The sequence below is a fragment of the Nocardia carnea genome (genome assembly GCF_029868325.1).
In the GTDB taxonomy this organism is placed as follows: domain Bacteria; phylum Actinomycetota; class Actinomycetes; order Mycobacteriales; family Mycobacteriaceae; genus Nocardia; species Nocardia carnea_C.
In genome coordinates this window covers 69826-86349 of sequence record NZ_JARWNW010000237.1, presented here as the reverse complement: position 1 = coordinate 86349, position 16524 = coordinate 69826, and the positions used below count along the sequence as shown (strand labels likewise).

The 16524-nt window shown below is 67.8% G+C and carries 14 protein-coding genes; 7 read left to right on the top strand and 7 right to left on the bottom strand.

Features of this window, described 5'->3' with window-relative positions; genetic code table 11:
• Positions 1 to 16 precede the first annotated feature (16 nt).
• The 3 genes from mqo (at position 17) to QH196_RS20585 (ending at position 4266) form a co-directional block, all read left to right on the top strand.
• A complete protein-coding gene (gene mqo, locus QH196_RS20595; RefSeq protein WP_432279521.1) occupies positions 17 to 1465 on the top strand; it encodes a malate dehydrogenase (quinone) in 1449 nt (482 codons plus the stop codon).
• A gap of 217 nt (positions 1466 to 1682) precedes the next feature.
• Positions 1683 to 3008, top strand: coding sequence for a family 1 glycosylhydrolase (locus QH196_RS20590; RefSeq protein ID WP_280417439.1), 1326 nt, complete (start codon positions 1683 to 1685; stop codon positions 3006 to 3008).
• A 67-nt stretch (positions 3009 to 3075) separates the two neighbouring features.
• On the top strand, positions 3076 to 4266 hold the full coding sequence (locus QH196_RS20585) for an AI-2E family transporter (protein ID WP_280417438.1): 1191 nt from the start codon (positions 3076 to 3078) through the stop codon (positions 4264 to 4266).
• Between the two features lie 5 nt (positions 4267 to 4271).
• Here QH196_RS20585 and QH196_RS20580 read toward each other — a convergent pair whose 3' ends face one another.
• Positions 4272 to 4979, bottom strand: coding sequence for a TetR/AcrR family transcriptional regulator (locus QH196_RS20580; protein ID WP_280417437.1), 708 nt, complete (start codon positions 4977 to 4979; stop codon positions 4272 to 4274).
• A 99-nt stretch (positions 4980 to 5078) separates the two neighbouring features.
• Here QH196_RS20580 and QH196_RS20575 point away from each other — a divergent pair, with 99 nt between their 5' ends.
• Positions 5079 to 6797 carry a GMC family oxidoreductase gene (locus QH196_RS20575; RefSeq protein ID WP_280417436.1) on the top strand — a complete coding sequence of 573 codons (1719 nt, stop codon included), beginning with the start codon at positions 5079 to 5081 and terminating at the stop codon, positions 6795 to 6797.
• 33 nt (positions 6798 to 6830) lie between these two features.
• Here QH196_RS20575 and QH196_RS20570 read toward each other — a convergent pair whose 3' ends face one another.
• Complete coding sequence (locus QH196_RS20570; protein WP_280417435.1) at positions 6831 to 7664, bottom strand: acyl-CoA thioesterase; 834 nt, start codon at positions 7662 to 7664, stop codon at positions 6831 to 6833.
• Positions 7665 to 7750: 86 nt separating this feature from the next.
• Here QH196_RS20570 and QH196_RS20565 point away from each other — a divergent pair, with 86 nt between their 5' ends.
• A complete protein-coding gene (locus tag QH196_RS20565) occupies positions 7751 to 8365 on the top strand; it encodes a TetR/AcrR family transcriptional regulator (RefSeq protein ID WP_280417434.1) in 615 nt (204 codons plus the stop codon).
• Here the strand turns inward: QH196_RS20565 and QH196_RS20560 are convergent.
• Complete coding sequence (locus tag QH196_RS20560) at positions 8343 to 8984, bottom strand: hypothetical protein (protein ID WP_280417433.1); 642 nt, start codon at positions 8982 to 8984, stop codon at positions 8343 to 8345. The genes QH196_RS20565 and QH196_RS20560 overlap by 23 nt on opposite strands.
• A 155-nt stretch (positions 8985 to 9139) precedes the next feature.
• Here QH196_RS20560 and QH196_RS20555 point away from each other — a divergent pair, with 155 nt between their 5' ends.
• A complete protein-coding gene (locus QH196_RS20555) occupies positions 9140 to 10723 on the top strand; it encodes a GMC family oxidoreductase (protein WP_432279520.1) in 1584 nt (527 codons plus the stop codon).
• Positions 10724 to 10972: 249 nt separating this feature from the next.
• On the opposite strand, the gene QH196_RS20550 is transcribed toward QH196_RS20555, so the two are convergent.
• Entirely contained in the window at positions 10973 to 12172 is a 1200-nt protein-coding gene (locus QH196_RS20550) for an esterase/lipase family protein (RefSeq protein WP_280417431.1), read from the bottom strand.
• A 371-nt stretch (positions 12173 to 12543) separates the two neighbouring features.
• On the opposite strand from QH196_RS20550, the gene QH196_RS20545 reads away from it, so the two are divergent.
• Positions 12544 to 13152 (top strand): YdcF family protein, encoded by a 609-nt coding sequence (locus QH196_RS20545; protein ID WP_280417430.1) that lies wholly within the window; start codon positions 12544 to 12546, stop codon positions 13150 to 13152.
• 79 nt (positions 13153 to 13231) lie between these two features.
• Here the strand turns inward: QH196_RS20545 and QH196_RS20540 are convergent, their stop codons facing one another.
• From QH196_RS20540 to QH196_RS20530, 3 genes are all read right to left on the bottom strand, one after another.
• Positions 13232 to 14266, bottom strand: coding sequence for an alpha/beta hydrolase (locus QH196_RS20540; protein ID WP_280417429.1), 1035 nt, complete (start codon positions 14264 to 14266; stop codon positions 13232 to 13234).
• Positions 14267 to 14305: 39 nt separating this feature from the next.
• The gene (locus QH196_RS20535; RefSeq protein ID WP_280417428.1) at positions 14306 to 15307 is read right to left on the bottom strand and encodes a transcriptional regulator; all 1002 of its coding nucleotides are present in this window, start codon (positions 15305 to 15307) and stop codon (positions 14306 to 14308) included.
• 158 nt (positions 15308 to 15465) lie between these two features.
• Complete coding sequence (locus tag QH196_RS20530) at positions 15466 to 16338, bottom strand: helix-turn-helix domain-containing protein (RefSeq protein ID WP_280417473.1); 873 nt, start codon at positions 16336 to 16338, stop codon at positions 15466 to 15468.
• Positions 16339 to 16524 lie beyond the last annotated feature (186 nt).

The window sequence follows — 16524 nt, the reverse complement described above, 5'->3', positions numbered from 1 at the left end:
TTCAGGAGGCAGCAGCATGACATTCCGCAGAACAGCCGAGGTTCCGGGAACGATGGAAGCAGGAGAAGATGTACTCGATGTGGCTTTGATCGGCGGCGGCATCATGTCCGCGACGCTCGGCGCAATGCTGGCGAAACTGGAACCCAATTGGTCGACGGTGCTGATCGAACGCCTCGACGAGCTCGCCGGGGAGAGTTCCGGCCCCTGGAACAACGCCGGCACCGGACATTCGGGACTGTGCGAACCGAACTATATGCCCGACCCCGCCGAACCGGAGAGGGCCGCGAATATCGGCCGGCTGTTTCACCTCTCGCGACAATTCTGGGATGCGCTGCTGGACGACGGCTCCCTCCCCCACCCGGCCTCCTTCCTCAATCCGGCGCCGCATATGACAGTCGCCTTCGGCGAACGCGATATCGCCTATCTTCAGCGGCGCTACGAAACCCTGCGGTCGCTGCCGCTGTTCGCGGGGATGGAGTACAGCGAGGACCCTCTTACCATCGCCGAATGGGCGCCGCTGATCATGGCCGGACGCGCACCGGGCGAGCCTCTGGCCGCCACGCGTCACCGAGCCGGCACCGACATCGATTTCGGTGCTTTGACCACGGCGCTCACCGAGGTCGCGACCGGAAACGGGGCGCATGTGCTGCTCGGCCACGAGGTGACCGGCTTGCGGCGGGATGCCGACGGAATCTGGCGACTGCGGGTGCGTGACCGCAATACCAGGACGCGCCGGGTGATTCGAGCGCGGTTCGTTTTCGTCGGCGCCGGTGGGCAGACGCTGCGGCTGCTGCAGAAGGCCCGTCTCCCGGAGGTTCGCGGCTACGCCGTTTTCCCGTTCGGCGCCCAGTTCCTGCGCACCGACCGACCCGCCGTAGCCGACCGCCACAACGCCAAAGTGTACGGCCGGGCAGCCCTCGGCGCTCCCCCGATGTCGGTGCCCCATCTGGACAAACGCATTGTGGAAGGTCGCGAAGCGCTGCTGTTCGGGCCCTACGCCACATTCAGTACCCGGCTGCTCAAATACGGTCGCCCGACGGAGCTTTTCGCGACACTGCGCTGGACGAATATTCCTGTTCTGCTCGCCGCGGGCCTGCAGAACCTCGGGCTGGTCCGGTATCTGGTCGGACAGCTACTCGCCACTCGCCGCCGGAAGTTCGCGCAGCTGCGCCGCTTCTACCCCGAGGCGGACCCGGCGGACTGGTATCCGATACAGGCCGGGCAGCGCGCCCAGCTCGTGCTACCGGACCCACGCAAGGTCGGGGTTCTGACCTTCGGTACGGAACTGGTCACCGCGGCGGACGGTACGATCGCCGGCCTGCTCGGGGCTTCACCCGGGGCATCTACCGCCCCGGCGATTATGCGGGAACTGGTGGGTCGCTGCTTTCCACAGGACACCGCGCGATGGGAACCGGCGCTGCGCACCCTGTTTCCGGTGCATGAGGTCGGGTTTCGTGACGACTGATCACTCCCCTGCCTCGGTGTCGTCTTGGAGCGTGCGGGTTTTGAGAGAGAGAATCGCTGAGCAGACCCATACATTGTTAGATGCGCATATCTGAGTATCTAGGTTCATAAGACGGTCTGCTCTTGTCGGCGGAACAGCGGATCGGTTCGGCTCCGGCCGTTAGGCTGTGGCGTCGGGGCCAGTACCGGGCGGGGTGCAGAAGAGGAGGCCGATTTCGATGGATCCGTGGAACCGTCGTCGATTTCTGACCACCGGGGCGCTGGCCGCCGGGACGCTCGCACTGGGTACGGGGCCGGTGGCGGCGCGCCCCGCTCCCCCGCTGGAGGTCGCACCATTGGGACCCGAATTCCTGTGGGGTGTGGCGTCGTCGGGGTTCCAATCCGAGGGGCATGCACCGGACAGCAACTGGACCCGCTATATCGCAGCCGGGCAAACCGAGGACCCCTACCGCGATTCCGTCGACTTCTATTCGCGGTTCCGGGCCGATATCGCGCTGGCGGCGGAACTGGGTGTGCGGGTGTACCGGATCGGAATCGAATGGGCCCGGGTACAACCGCGCCCCGGCGAATGGGACGAGGCCGGGTTCCGGTTCTACGACGAGGTCGTCGGCGCCATTCGCGCGGCGGGAATGCGGCCGATGCTCACCCTCGATCACTGGGTGTATCCGGGATGGCAGGCCGAACGCGGCGGCTGGCGGCGCGCGGGCATGGTCGACGATTGGCTGGCCAACGCCCGGACCGTCGTCGACCGGTATGCGGCGGCCGACCCACTGTGGGTCACCTTCAACGAACCCGCGGCCTACCTCATGAACGAGGTGCGGTACGGCGGGATCGGCGTCGGCGATATCCCGCTGATGCAGGAACGGATGGCCCTCGCGCACGACGCCGCCTACGACCATATCCACCGTGTGCAGCCGGGGGCGATGGTCAGCAGCAATGTCGCCTACATCCCGGCCACCGACGATGTGATCAACGGTGCGTTCGTGGACCGGATCGGTGCGCGGCTGGACTACATCGGGATCGACTACTACTACGGGTTCTCCCCGCACAGCCTGCTCACCCAGTTCCCGGACCCCGGGAAATTGTGGACGCTGTCGCTGCAGGCCGAGGGCATCTACTACGCGCTCGACCATTACGCGCGGCGGTTCCCCGGTAAACCGCTCTACATTGTGGAGAACGGTATGCCGACCGAGAACGGCAGACCCCGCGCCGACGGTTACACCCGGGCAGACCTGCTCCGTGACACCGTGTACTGGCTGCAACGCGCGGCCGCCGACGGGATGAACCTCATGGGGTACAACTACTGGAGCCTCACCGACAACTACGAGTGGGGTTCCTACACGCCGCGGTTCGGGCTCTACACCGTCGACGTTCTCGGCGATCCGGCACTCACCCGCCGCCCCACCGATGCGGTCGCCGCCTACACCGCGATCACTCGCCACGGTGGTGTACCCGGCGACTACCGGCCGACCCGGGCTCCGGCGGCCTGCTCGATCGTGGACGGGATGTCCAGTTGTACCGATCAGCTGACCGTGCCGCGCTGACCCGGCGTCGACCGCGCCGCCGAGGTGGTGCACTGCCCGGGCCGGCCGGTCGTGCGAGACTGGCCGGGTGAACGGGGAGAAGGAAATCCGCGACGACAGCACCGGAGCGTCCGCCGGCACCCGGCTCGACCGGGGGGACGTGATCGGTTCCGGGGTGCTGTGGCTCGCGAAATGGGCGTTGTGCATCGTGGCGATCGCGGCCGGGGCCTGGGTGCTCGGGTTCCTCGCGGCGAAACTGTGGGTGGTGCTGTTACCGGTGCTGCTGGCGATCGTGATCGCCACCGTGCTGTGGCCGCCGACCGGGCTGCTGATGCGGGCCGGTCTGCCGCCGGCGGCCGCGGCATCGCTCACGCTGGTCGGGTTCATCGGGGTGCTCGCGGGCGGGATCGCGCTGATCGTGCCGTCGGTGGTCGATCAGATGCCCGAACTCTCCGACAAGGCCACCGGCGGGATCAACACCGTCCGGGACTGGCTGCAGGGGCCGCCGCTGAACATCCGCGACGAACAGCTGGATTCGGCGGTCGACGCTGTTGTCGAGCGGGTGCAGTCCAGTGCCGAACAGATAGCCTCGGGGGTGTTCACCGGGGTCAGCACCGCGACCTCGGTGCTGGTCACCATCTTCCTCGTGCTGGTCCTGTCGTTCTTCTTCATCAAGGACGGGCCCAAATTCCTGCCGTGGCTGCACAAGTTCATCGGCGGTCGCAGCGGACGGCATTTCGAGGAAGTGCTGGTCCGGGTGTGGCAGGTACTCGGGGGGTTCATTCGCACGCAGGCGCTGGTCAGTTTTATCGACGCCTTCTTCATCGGCCTCGGCCTGGTGATTCTCGGGGTGCCGCTGTGGGGTGTGCTGACGGCCCTGACGTTCCTCGGCGGATTCATCCCGATGGTGGGCGCGTTCGTCGCGGGTGCGCTCGCGGTGCTGGTGGCGCTGGTGGGCAACGGATTCACCACGGCGTTGATCGTGTTGGTGATCATCATCGCGGTGCAGCAGCTCGAGGGCAATGTGTTGCAGCCGGTGTTGCAGAGCCGGACCATGAAACTGCATGCGGTCGTGGTGTTGCTGGCAGTTACCGGGGGCGGCACGCTGTACGGGATCACCGGCGCGTTCCTGGCGGTTCCCGTGGTGGCCGTGGTGGCGGTGGTTATTCGCTATATCAGCGAACAGGTCGACGTGGAGGTCGCCCGGTCCGGTGGTGGCGCGGAGGTATCCGAGGAGCCGGTGCCGGTCGACGATGGCGGTGCCGCCGAGAAGGCGTGAGCGGTTCAGGCGCCGAGCAGTGCCTCCAGCGCCGCGATATGCAGGTCGAATACCTGTCCCCGGTCGGTGAAGGTATCGCCGCCGTACATATCGAAGACGTCGAAACTCACGGCCCCGAACAAGGTGCACCAGACGGTGAGCGCGCGGGCGAGGGCCCAGTCGGGGAGATCCATGCCGAACTCGTCACGGATGCGGGTGAAATCGCGGGACAGGGCGCTCGGGACGGGCGGGTCCACGGCCGGGCGGGTCAACAGCTGCCGGGCGTGGGCGTCCGCGATGATCCGGACCAGCGTGAGGATCACCCGTGTTCCCGGGATGACCGTGCGGTCGGCCGGTGCGGTGTAGCCGGGGACCGGGGTGCCGAACAGCAGCCCGTACCACGCCGGTTCGGCCAGCGCCCAGGCGCGGACGGCGCGTGCAGTGATCCGCAGGCGTTCGACGGGGTCGTCGCCGGCGTCGGCGAGCGCGGCGTCGACGGCGTCGCCGAGGGCGTCGTAGCCGTCGACCACGAGCAGGGTCAGCAGTTCGTCGCGACTGCGGACGTAGCGGTAGACCGCCGAGGAGACCACTCCGAGATCGCGGGCGACGGCCCGCAACGACAGGGCCGAGGCGCCGCCGGTGGCAAGATGTTCGCGCGCGATGCGCAGGATATCCGACATGGTCTGGGCGCGAGCCCGGGCACGAGGGGTGGTCACCCGCACCAGCCTGACCATTTCGGAGAGCGGTGTCAACAAAAGTGATCAGCGCTCCCAGTCCATTGTGTTAATGTTACCGCCAGTCACTGCTGACCCTTCCGAAGCAAGGAGTAGTCCATGGCCGAGGCGACCACGGATTTCGATGTACTCGTCGTCGGGTCCGGCTTCGGTGGCAGTGTCACCGCGCTGCGACTGGTGGAAAAGGGCTACCGCGTCGGCGTGCTCGAGGCGGGCCGTCGCTACTCCGATGACGAGCTGCCGAAGACAAGCTGGGACCTGCGGAAATTCCTGTGGGCACCGAAACTGGGCTGCTACGGAATCCAGCGCATCCATCCCCTACGCAATGTGCTCATCCTCGGCGGGGCCGGGGTCGGTGGCGGCTCACTGAACTACGCCAACACGCTCTACGTTCCGCCGGAGCCGTTCTTCCAGGACGCGCAATGGCGTGATATCACCGACTGGCGCGCCGAGCTCACGCCGTACTACGAGCAGGCGAAACGCATGCTGGGCGTGGTGCAGAATCCGCATATGACCCCGGCGGACGAGGTGTTCCGCCAGGTCGCCGAGGATATGGGCGTCGGTGACACCTTCGTTCAGACACCGGTCGGGGTGTTCTTCGGCGAACCGGGGGAAACCGTCGACGATCCCTACTTCGGTGGTGTCGGCCCGGCCCGCACGGGCTGTGTCGAATGCGGCGACTGCATGGTCGGCTGCAAGTACGGCGCGAAGAACACTCTGGTCAAGAACTATCTGTATCTGGCCGAACAGGCGGGGGCGCAGGTGGTGCCGATGACCACGGTCACCGAACTGCGCCCGCAGGCCGACGGCAGCTGGGTCGTCGCGGCGGAACGTACCGGCGCATGGATTCGCAAACAGCGCACCACCTACACCGCACGGCAGGTCGTGCTCGCCGCCGGCACACTGGGCACCCAGCGGCTGCTGCACGATATGCGTGACCGCCGGATCCTGCCTGGCCTCTCCGACCGGCTCGGCCTGCTCACTCGCACCAACTCCGAATCCATCGTCGGCGCCGCCACCAAGAAACTCGCGCCCGGCCAGGATTTCACCCGGGGCGTGGCGATCACCTCGTCGATCCACCCGACCCCCGACACCCATATCGAACCCGTGCGCTACGGGAAGGGTTCGAACGCGATGGGCCTGTTGCAGACACTCATGGTCGACGGCGGCGGCCGGCTCCCACGGTGGCTGCGGTTCCTGGGGATCGCGCTGCGGCATCCGCTGCTGCTGATCAGTTTCCTCAGTGTCCGCAACTGGAGTGAACGCACCATCATCTCGCTGGTGATGCAGCACCTGGACAACTCCATCACCACCTACACCAAACGCGGCCTGTTCGGACGGAAACTGACCAGCCGGCAAGGGCACGGACAACCCAACCCGACGTGGATTCCCGCGGGTAACGAGGCAACCCGGCGGGTGGCCGAGCAGATCGGCGGAACCGCGGGCGGAACGTGGGGCGAAGTGTTCAATATCCCGCTCACCGCGCATTTCCTCGGCGGCGCCGCCATCGGCGCGGACCGGGAGGCCGGGGTGATCGACGCCTACCACCGGGTTTTCGGGTATCCGACGCTGAGTGTGGTCGACGGTGCGGCGGTCTCGGCGAACCTGGGGGTGAATCCGTCGCTGACCATTACCGCACAGGCCGAGCGGGCCGCCGCGTACTGGCCGAACAAGGGCGAGCAGGACACCCGGCCGGCCCAGGGCGACGGGTATCGCCGGATCGCACCGGTGGCACCGATGGCACCGGTGGTGCCGGAATCGGCGCCGGGCGCACTGCGGTTGCCGATTACGCCCGTCACCGATCCCGCGGCCGGCTGAACCCGAGCCGGGGTTCAGCCCCGGAACGGGGTATCAGCCCTTGAAATAGACCAGCTGGTGGCTGGTGGCCAGCAACGTACCGTCGTGACCCCACAGGTGGGCGTTCTGATCGAAATGGCCGTGCGCGAAGCGGTGGGCGCGGGCGGTGCCCAGCAGGTGTTCCGTGCCCTGGGCGGCCAGTTCGGCGGCGGTTGCGTGGTAGTAGACGGTGAGTGAGATCGTTCCGGCGGGGAGGTACTGGCCGCGACGCAGGAACACTCGCGGATAGAACGCATCCGACATCGCCGTGAGCGAGGCGAAATCGAGCGGGCGGGCCGGCCGGTCGCGCAGCCAGAGCGTACTCACCGAATCCGGGTTTCCCGGCTGCGCCTCGGAGGGTGCCGGTTCGGGAACGGCGCCGGTGACGAAACGCAGATCGTAGTTGCGGCCCCAGGCGATGAACTCCGGGAACTCCTGTGGTTCGGCCTGGTCGGGGCCCGGTACCGACGGCATGGTGAGTTCCATATCCGACCAGGTATCGCGGCGGATACCGAATACCGCGGTCGCGGTGGTGGTGATCGCGCCGGCCTGGGAGAGCTCGAGCTGCCAGTGCTGATTCGTGCGGTTGGTACGCACCGGGCGGGCACTGATCTCGAAGTCGCCGTCGGCGATCGGGCCCGCGTAGTTCACCGTCAGCGCCAGGGGGTCACCCATCCGGTCGGGGTGTCCTTCGATCGCGCGTAGCAGCGCCGCCGCGGTGACCCCACCGAACGGGCCGACCATATTCGCGTAGTCGGGGCAGGTCCGGCCGGCGATCCGGTGCCCGCCGAGGTGCTCGGTGGCGACCGCGGTATCGAAGGGATGGGGCGGCGCATCGATCCCGGTCACGGGGTCCTCCTGGCAATAGTCGGGTGGTGGAACGAATATAAGTATGACAACATACATAGGAATGGGAGGCAACAGGGAGCGGTGTGATGCCACGACGTAAGGATCCGGACGGGCCCCGGGCGGCGATGATCCGCAGCGCGATCTCACTCATCCGGCGGCGCGGGGTCGCGGCGGTATCGTTCGCCGATGTCCTGAACGCCAGCGGCGCGCCCCGCGGATCGGTTTACCACCACTTCCCCGGCGGGAAGGCGCAATTGGTCACGGAGGCGACCGAGGTGGCCGGGGCGCGGGTCACCGCCGAACTCACCCGGGTACTGGATACGCCGGAAACCGCCGCCGCGCTGCGTGAACTCGCCGAAACCCTCGCACGCGGACTCGACCGCGGCGACTACGCCGTCGGCTGTCCGATCGCCGCGGCCGCGCTGGGCAACGAACCGGATGCGGTGGCCGCCGCGGGGGCCACCTTCGACACCTGGCGTGATCTGATCGCCGGGAAACTCGTCCGCGACGGCGCGCCGCCGCAACGTGCCCGGTCGGTCGCGGTGCTGGTGGTCAGCGCCTTGGAAGGGGCGCTCATCGTGGCACGCACCGAACGCGATCCGGCCGCGCTCGATACCGTCGTCGAGGAGCTGAACGTGCTGTGCCGGTCGGCGGTCGGCGCGGGCGCCGGGTCACCGGTTATTCGACCGGTCGGGTCTTGATCGCATCCCGCGAGATGTAGACGTCGTACTCCCCCGGCATCGCGATCACCGCGTTGCCGTAGGCGGAGCGCACGAACGGTGCGGTGAACCAGCGGTCTTCGGTCATCTCGCGGAAGAAATCGCGATCACCGCCGTTGAGCAGGATATGGTCCTGGCCGGTTGCGATGCCGTCGAGGCGCTGCCCGTACAGGCGCGACACCTTGTAGCCGGAATGGAAACCGAGCGTATTCACCCACGGCTCCAGTTCGACGATCTGCGCCTGCAGCACCCATAGATCCCCCTCCACGTGATGCGTGCTGCGTCCGGTCGTATCGCCTTCCTCGTCGTACAGGGTCAATTCGACCTCGAGGCGGTGCTCTGCATCGGCAACGGGGGTCACCACCACGTGGGCGGCGCGAACCTCGCCCGTCAGCCCGAGATACGTCTGCACGAGGGTCGCCGTCCACAGCACCAGCGCCGCAGCCGCCAGGAGCAGCAGTCCGCTCCCACCACGGAGCATCGATATGCGGGGCCCCTTCCCGCGCAGCGCTGTCAGCGCCGAAATCACCAGGGCCACACCGGCGATGATCACGACGATCGCACCGGCCTGCAGCACCCCGAGGTCCACCGGGTAACTCATGGGCCGGTTATACCCCGCGCGGGGAGGTCGGGCAGCACGAATCGGAGGTATCCGGATACCCACAACCGCCGGTGTCCGGGACACCGGCACGATCCGGCCCCACACCCGGGCCGACTCTCGTATGTTTGCCCTACACGATGTCGAAAGGTGCGAAGGTGACAGAAGTCAGTGCGGACTATGTGATCGTCGGGTCGGGTTCGGCGGGCGCGGTGCTCGCCGACCGGCTCAGCGCTGATCCGGGACGGTCGGTGATCGTGCTCGAGGCCGGACCGGCCGACAAGGACAAGTTCATCCGGATCCCGGCCGGCTTCTCGAAACTCTTCCGCAGCCCCTACGACTGGGACTATCTCACCGAACCGCAACCGCAACTAGGCAACCGGCAGATCTACTGGCCGCGCGGGAAAACCTTCGGTGGTTCGTCCTCGCTCAACGCCCAGATGTGGGTGCGCGGGTTCCGTGCCGACTACGACGAATGGGCCGCGGCCGCCGGCCCGGACTGGGGGTTCGACAAGGCGGTCGAACAGTTCCGCACCATCGAGGATGTCGAAGGGCCCGCCGGTGACGATCACGGCACCGGCGGGCCCCTGCACATCTCCCACCAGCGCAGTCCGCGCCCGTCCACAGCCGCCTACCTGCGGGCCGTGGCCGAACGCGGGTTTCCCGTCGAGACCGCGAATCTGCCCGAGCCCCAAGGGTTCACCCAGACCATGGTCACCCAGTACCGGGGCCGGCGCTGGAGCACCGCGGACGCCTACCTGCGGCCGGCCATGAAACGCCGCAACCTCACCGTGCTCCCGGAGGCCACCGCCACCCGGGTCCTGTTCGACGGGGACCGCGCCGTCGGGGTCGAGTTCTCCCGGGCCGGGCGCCTCGAGCAGGTGCGGGCCGGCCGCGAGGTGATCCTGTGCGGCGGGGCGATCAACAGCCCGCAGCTGCTCATGCTGTCCGGAATCGGTGATCGGGCCGAGCTCGAGCGGCACGGAATCGACGTCCGCCGGCATGCTCCCGAGGTAGGCGCCAATCTGCAGGACCATCTCGTCGCGGGGCTCGGCTACTCGGTGACCGCCGATTCGCTGTTCGGCGCCGAAAAACCCGGGCAGCTGGTCAACTACCTGGTGCGGCACCGCGGCATGCTCACCTCGAACGTCGGCGAGGCCTACGGTTTCGTCCGCAGCGACCCGGGCTTGGAGTATCCCGATCTGGAACTCGTGTACGCGCCCGCGCCGTTCTATCACGAAGGCCTGATCGATCCGACCGCGCACGGCGTCATCCTGGCCACCGTGCTGTTGCGGCCGCGCAGCCGCGGAACCATCACCCTGGCCTCGAGCGACCCACTCGCCAAGGCCGTGATCGACCCGAAGTACCTGTCCGATCCCGACGGCGCCGACCGGGCCGCACTGATGGCCGGATTACGGCACTGCGCCGAAATCGCCGATACCGACGCGATGAAGGGCGTCCTCGGCGACCTGTGCTATCCGCCGGACGCCACCAGCGGAATGTCGGAGGAAACCCGGACGGAATCGCTCGAGCAGTACGCCCATACGCTCTACCACCCCGCCGGCACCTGCCGGATGGGGTCGGACGATACGAGCGTGGTGGACCCGCAACTTCGTGTGCGGGGAGTCCAGGGGCTGCGGGTGGCGGATGCCTCGATCATGCCGGTCCTGGTGCGCGGCCACACCCACGCCCCGAGTGTGTTCATCGGCGCCCAGGCCGCCGCATTCCTGACCCGCTCCTGAGATACGGAACTGCCGGCCCGGGCGCGGTGCGGGGCCGGCAGTTCCGCCGGGAGGCACTGCCCGCTCCCGGCGAACCCACCGATGGCGCATATGCGGTGACGCCACCGGTGAGCTCGCGAGCGCCGCACCGGGTCGGTGGCAGCACCGGAGAAGCCCGGACCGCCCGAACCGGAAACGGCGGTCGTGTGCGCACCGAACGGAACTGTGGAGTCGGGCAGTCCCGCCGGTGCGCACCGTCTTACCGGCGGATCACAGCTTGCCGCCGCCGCCGATGAGCCACGGGTTGAAGGTGCACTGCAGCGCCGGGAACTGCACCGGGTCCAGGGCCTGCAGCGCGATGGACAGCGCGCGCGGCGAATACATCATGGTGAGGTGGTCCGACAGATCCTGTTCGCAGCCGTCCTGCAGGGTGATGTTGCGGACGGGCGCGTCCGGCCCGGGTTTCAGGAAGGTCAGGTCGAACGGGGTGGTCACCTCGTCGTAGCGGGTGCCGACGACGGTGTAGTCCACACCGGGCACCGTATCGCCGCCGGCGTTCAGCTGATTCACGAAATCCGAGCCCACGGTCTGCTGGATCCCGGAGTGGCCCACGAAGATCTCGATGAATCCGAGAATATCGATACCGAAGTTGTTGATGGCCCGGCCCAGCGCCCCGATCCCGTCCAATGTGGTGCCGTGGTGGGTCGCTCCGTAGGTGATGAGTTTGGCGACCTTGTCGGCGCCGCCCTCGAACTTGGTGTACCAGTTCGACATCGAACCGCCCTGGGAATGCGCGATGATATCCACCTCGGCGGCGCCGGTGGCGTCGAGCACCCGGTCCACGAAAACAGCCAGCTGCTTCGCCGAATCCTGGATGTAACCGGTGCCCATCGTGCCCGGTAGCACCGAACCGAGCCCACCGCCCTGGACGAGGTTCGCCCGGCCGTAGTTGAAGGTGAAGGTGCAGAAACCCGCGTCCTTGATCGGCTGCCCCATGAACGCGAAACCGTTGTAGGCGTTCATCCAGGTGCCGTGGATCAGCAGCACGGGCCGCGGATGTTCGGCGGTGGGTTTGCAGTTCCAGTCGTTGGCTCCCGGGGGCGCGACATCGGCGTTGAACAGGCCGTGCGCGAACGCCGGCAGGAACGCCGTCTGCGCGGGGCCGTGGCCGACGGTATCGGAGGCGTACCCGCCCGACAGCCCCGAACTGCTACCCGAACCGCCGTAGCAGTCCCCGGAGCCGTTACCCGACCCCGCGCCGCTGCCCGAGTTGCAGGCCGAACCGCTCGCACTGCCGGAATCGGCCACCGGTCCGGCAGTCCGGCCGGCCGCGATATAGCCCGCCAGGTCCTGTTCCGTGGGAGCCGCCGGCGGATCCGCGTTCGCACTCGCACCGGTGAACCCGAAAACCAGTGCGGTGGCGGCACACAGCGCCGCGGCGCGCAGCCGGCCGGAGGTAGGTCGAATCATCAGGACCCTTTCTGCCGAGAACATCGTCGTCCGATTCCCTTGCCGCGCAGTTGTTTCGCGGCAGAGACGCTGCGCCGACAGTACGGCCGGCGGATCGGTTCTCCAATGTTTCCGGTAGTGGAATTGGACAGCTCACCAAAGCATTCGAACCGGTTTGGTGCGGGTCACAGACGAGCCGGCAGCGAATTCGCGAAAACCGTTGAGGGACTCGCCGGTGAGTACCGTTGCGAGCCCTAACAAACGTGACATCATTCCGTGGATTATCCAATAACACATCAGATCACGAACCGATCACGTCCGAGTAGCCGAAAATGTAGTCACCACATTCCGATTCACGGCCTGTTCCGGCCCCGTCATTTTCGGAGTTTCCGATGCCCGATACCCGCCGACGCCGCCGCACCCACCCACTCCGGACGGGGCTGACCACCGTCCTCACTGCCGCCGCGATCACCGCGGGCCTGGGCGGACAGGCCGGCGCCGCCCCGGCTCCCCCGGGCGGGCCACCGGCCGGGATCGGCGATCTGCTGACCGGTCCGCTGACCCGTGTACACGGTCCCGGAACCGCGATCGTCATACTCGGTTACGGCCTGCTACCCGACGGCACCATGCGACCGGAGCTGGTGGATAGGTTACGGGCCGGGTACATTCAAGCCCTGCTCGCGCCGCAGTCGCCGGTGATCGTCACGGGCGGAAACCCGCGCAACGGGGTCACCGAGGCCGCCGCCATGGCCGGCTGGCTCATCCGCCACGGACTACCGGCGTATCGCGTCCATCAGGAGCCGGCGGCCACCACCACCGTGCAGAACGCGCAGCGCAGCGCACAGCTCATCCACGCGCTCGGGGCACACGACGCGGTGGTGGTGACGTCGGAGAACCATATCGGCCGCGCGGCGGATAGTTTCACCGCGGCGGGTGTACCCGTCGCGGCTACTCTCACGCCCGGCCAGATTCCGGAATTCGTCGCGGTATGGGGACACTGAAAATCGAGCCGGTGCGGCGAATGCTGCATTCCGGACGTAATTCTTGTTACTTCACCACGCCGGAAATCCCGGCCGCTCGTCACGACTGTCCGGTGATCTCCAGGGCACGGGAGAGAGTGGGCCAGCTCCTATGCAATTGGACTTCGAAATCTGGCCAGGAATGCATACCTTCGGGCAGGAAATCGACCACCGCGGGAATATCGAGTTCGTCGAGACGGGCAGCCAGACGTTCGGTGCACAGGCGGGCGCCCTGTTCCAATAATGAGCCGCCACCCAGCAGTACCGCCAGAATCTCCGGACTGTTCCCGATCGACATCAAGGCCGCCCCGCTCGGCGTTCCATTGGCCACCGACAGATAGATCTCGGTACCGCGCAATTTCTCCGCGCCGAGCAAACTGTCGTGGGCCCGCCATTCCGGCGAGGCGGGCGGGCCGAACAGATTCTCCGGATTACCGCCCCGGGAGGCCACCGTCATCACCGTGACCGCGCGACCGAGCTGATCGGCGGTGGAATAGCAGCCGCTCAACCCGGCGACACCCCGATAGAAACCCGGATGCCGCTGGGTCAGCATCATCGCCGCCTGCGCACCCATGGACACCCCCGCGATGGCACGGACACCGTTGGACCCCAGGTACTTCTCGACGATCGGCGGGAGCTCCTCGGTGAGAAAGGTTTCCCACCGATTCAGGCCCAGGGCGGCGTCCACCCGGATCCAGTCCGCGTACAAACTCGCGGTTCCGCCGGTGGTGAGCACGACATCGACGGGTTTGTCGGCGAAGAATTCCGCGGCACCGCCGTCGGTCAGCCAGCCCGAGGTGGGACCACCGTCCACCCCGTCCAGCAGGTACAGCGTGGGCCGCGGCGCCGGGCCGGTGCCGACCAGGGTGTCGATCGCGATCTCCCGGCGCATCGCCACCGAGCGGATGTGCAATCGGATCCGGCGATCACTCAGCACCTCGACGCGCAACAACTGCGGGCCCGGTTGTCCGGTCGCGGTGGCGGGGCCCGGTGGCGCGCCGGGCGACTCCACCGGCGGGACACCGGTTGCGGGGGTAGCGGTGGCAGCGATGCTCATCACTGCCAGTGCGGCCAGAGCCGTCAACCGGGATCTCATCTCACACCTCGCGGTACCACTCGTCATCCGGACCCCCTGTCACGCCGCCCCCGGTTTGCCCGGCCGGCCGGCCGCATCGGATGCGACACGCGGCAGCCGGCGCAACCGGCGCGCATCCGCCACCGATTCCGGCTCCACGGCCGTGCCTTCCGTGATCCGGTACAGGCCCGGTGGCCGGCCGCCGGCACACAGCCGGTCCAAGAGTTCCTGGGTGCGACCGGCCAGTTCCGGTATCTGTTCGGTGGCGCCGACGGCTACGGTCGCGGTCGGCGCCACCTCCGCGGCCTCGGCCACCAGCTGCAGCACCTCGGCGCTCATCACCCCCGCCGTCACCGGGCCGGTGTCGTGCGCCGCTTCCAGGGGAATCAGCACGGTGCCTCCGCCGGAGTGCAGCAGCGGCAGGGAACGCGAACCCAGCGGCGCCCCCAGGGCCGCCTGGACCCGGCGGAGCTTGCGGCGGGCCGCCGACACCGCGCCGGGCCCGCCGGCCCGTTCCTCGGCATTCGGCGGGATCGCCAGCGCCACCACCTGATAGGCGGGCGCGACACGGAGACCCGACCTACGCGCGAGCGCACTCACCCCGTGGCCGGCGAGCAGGGCCGCCACCATCGTCTGCGCCGAGGTCTGGTGCTCGCGCGCCACGATCCGGTGTTCGTCCAGGTAGGCGGTGGCGGCCGCGGTGGTCACCACCTCGACGACCCGCACCAGCAAACGAGCGGCATCGGCCATGGGCTGCCCGCCCGCGGCGGCCTCCGCCATCCGCGCGGCGAGGAATTCGAAACCGCTGCGCGCGCAGTCGTGGCAGGTCGTGAGCACCGATTCCAGAGAGACCCCTTCACGGGCCCAGCGGGCGGCCGCGGCGGTGATCGTCGCCGCCGCGGCAGGGCGGGCACCGAGGTCGTGCGCTGCGGCGGCCAGGCAGTGCCGGATGGTGGTGACCATATCGGCCGCATCCATTTCCGGTTCGGGAGACCGGAAATGCGCTACGAGTTCGGCTTCCAGATCTGCGCTGCCGGAGCCGGCTACCTTACTGCCCACCATAACTACCGGACAGTAACCACGGACTGGGGTGCGGTGGCCGCATCCGGCATCAGTCCGGAGAGTTCATCAGGGCAGTGACCGCGGATTGGGTTCGGTCACAAACAGGTAACGACGCGGTGCGCCGCCTCCCGCGCCGGAGGCGAACCGCTCCGCCGGGTTCAGTGGCCGCGACCGGACTCCCGGCGCACCGGCTGGTCCAGGATCCGCGGCTGCCGGCGCCGCAGGGCCGCCAGCAGCCCGGGAGTGTATTCCGGGGGTGCGGCATGCACCGACAACTGGTTGGCGACCGACCGGTAGGCGTCCAGATCGGCCTGTTTGTCCAGATACAACGCGCCGGTGAGCTGCTGCAGGTACACGATATCGGGCAGATCGGCCTCCGCGAACCGCAGATAGGTGAACGCACCGTCGGTCATCGCCGGGCCGCCGACATGATCGGCCAGTACCTGCACGGTGACATGCGGCTGTTTGGCGGCGGCCAGTAATCGATCGATCTGGGCCGACCAGGTCCGGGATCCGCCGATCCGGCGGATCAGCGCCGCCTCCTCGACGATCAGCCACAGGTGCGGCGGATGGGGCCGGTTCAGAATATGCTGCCGGCGGATCCGCAATGCCACCCGCCGTTCGATGGCTTCGGTCGTCTCCCCCGGATGCGCGAGCGTGAGCAAGGCCCGCGCATAATCCGGGGTCTGCAGCAGTTCGGGCACTGCCCGCGGTTCGTAACACCGGATCACCTGCGCCGCCTGTTCCAGGCCCAGATACATATCGAACCATTTCGGGAGCCAGTCGTTGTCGCGGTGCCACCAGCCGGAGGTATTGGCCTGGCGGGCCAATTCCTGGAACGCCGCCAGCTCCTCGGCGTCGGTGATCCCGTAGAGCTGTAGCAGATCGACCAGATCACGCTCGCGGATACTGGTCCGGCCAAGCTCGAGGCGGCTTATCTTGGAATCCGACCCGCGGATGTGATCACCGGCCTGCTCCCGGGACAACCCGCTGGCTTCCCGCAACCGCCGCAGCCGCCCCCCGAGCACCATGCGCAGCACAGTGGGCCCGCCCTCCACCGCGGTGCGCGCCGTGGCCCCCGATCCGGTCGAGGCAGCCGTCTCCAACGCCGATCGCATCCCAGAAGCACCCATTATTCGAGTTTCGCATGGGAGCGGTGCGGGGCACCAAACGAAACTCCCGTGGAGTAAACGACATTCGCGCGCCGGGCAGTTCAG

What these genes read in the sequence shown, in the direction of transcription:
- QH196_RS20575 (WP_280417436.1), top strand. Translation starts at nt 5,079, where the DNA reads ATGGCCGAGGCGACCACGGATTTCGATGTACTCGTCGTCGGGTCCGGC.
- QH196_RS20560 (WP_280417433.1), bottom strand. Translation starts at nt 8,984, where the DNA reads ATGAGTTACCCGGTGGACCTCGGGGTGCTGCAGGCCGGTGCGATCGTC.
- QH196_RS20580 (WP_280417437.1), bottom strand. Translation starts at nt 4,979, where the DNA reads ATGGTCAGGCTGGTGCGGGTGACCACCCCTCGTGCCCGGGCTCGCGCC.
- QH196_RS20550 (WP_280417431.1), bottom strand. Translation starts at nt 12,172, where the DNA reads ATGATTCGACCTACCTCCGGCCGGCTGCGCGCCGCGGCGCTGTGTGCC.
- QH196_RS20545 (WP_280417430.1), top strand. Translation starts at nt 12,544, where the DNA reads ATGCCCGATACCCGCCGACGCCGCCGCACCCACCCACTCCGGACGGGG.
- QH196_RS20565 (WP_280417434.1), top strand. Translation starts at nt 7,751, where the DNA reads ATGCCACGACGTAAGGATCCGGACGGGCCCCGGGCGGCGATGATCCGC.
- QH196_RS20535 (WP_280417428.1), bottom strand. Translation starts at nt 15,307, where the DNA reads ATGGTGGGCAGTAAGGTAGCCGGCTCCGGCAGCGCAGATCTGGAAGCC.
- QH196_RS20530 (WP_280417473.1), bottom strand. Translation starts at nt 16,338, where the DNA reads ATGGTGCTCGGGGGGCGGCTGCGGCGGTTGCGGGAAGCCAGCGGGTTG.
- QH196_RS20540 (WP_280417429.1), bottom strand. Translation starts at nt 14,266, where the DNA reads ATGAGATCCCGGTTGACGGCTCTGGCCGCACTGGCAGTGATGAGCATC.
- mqo (WP_432279521.1), top strand. Translation starts at nt 17, where the DNA reads ATGACATTCCGCAGAACAGCCGAGGTTCCGGGAACGATGGAAGCAGGA.
- QH196_RS20590 (WP_280417439.1), top strand. Translation starts at nt 1,683, where the DNA reads ATGGATCCGTGGAACCGTCGTCGATTTCTGACCACCGGGGCGCTGGCC.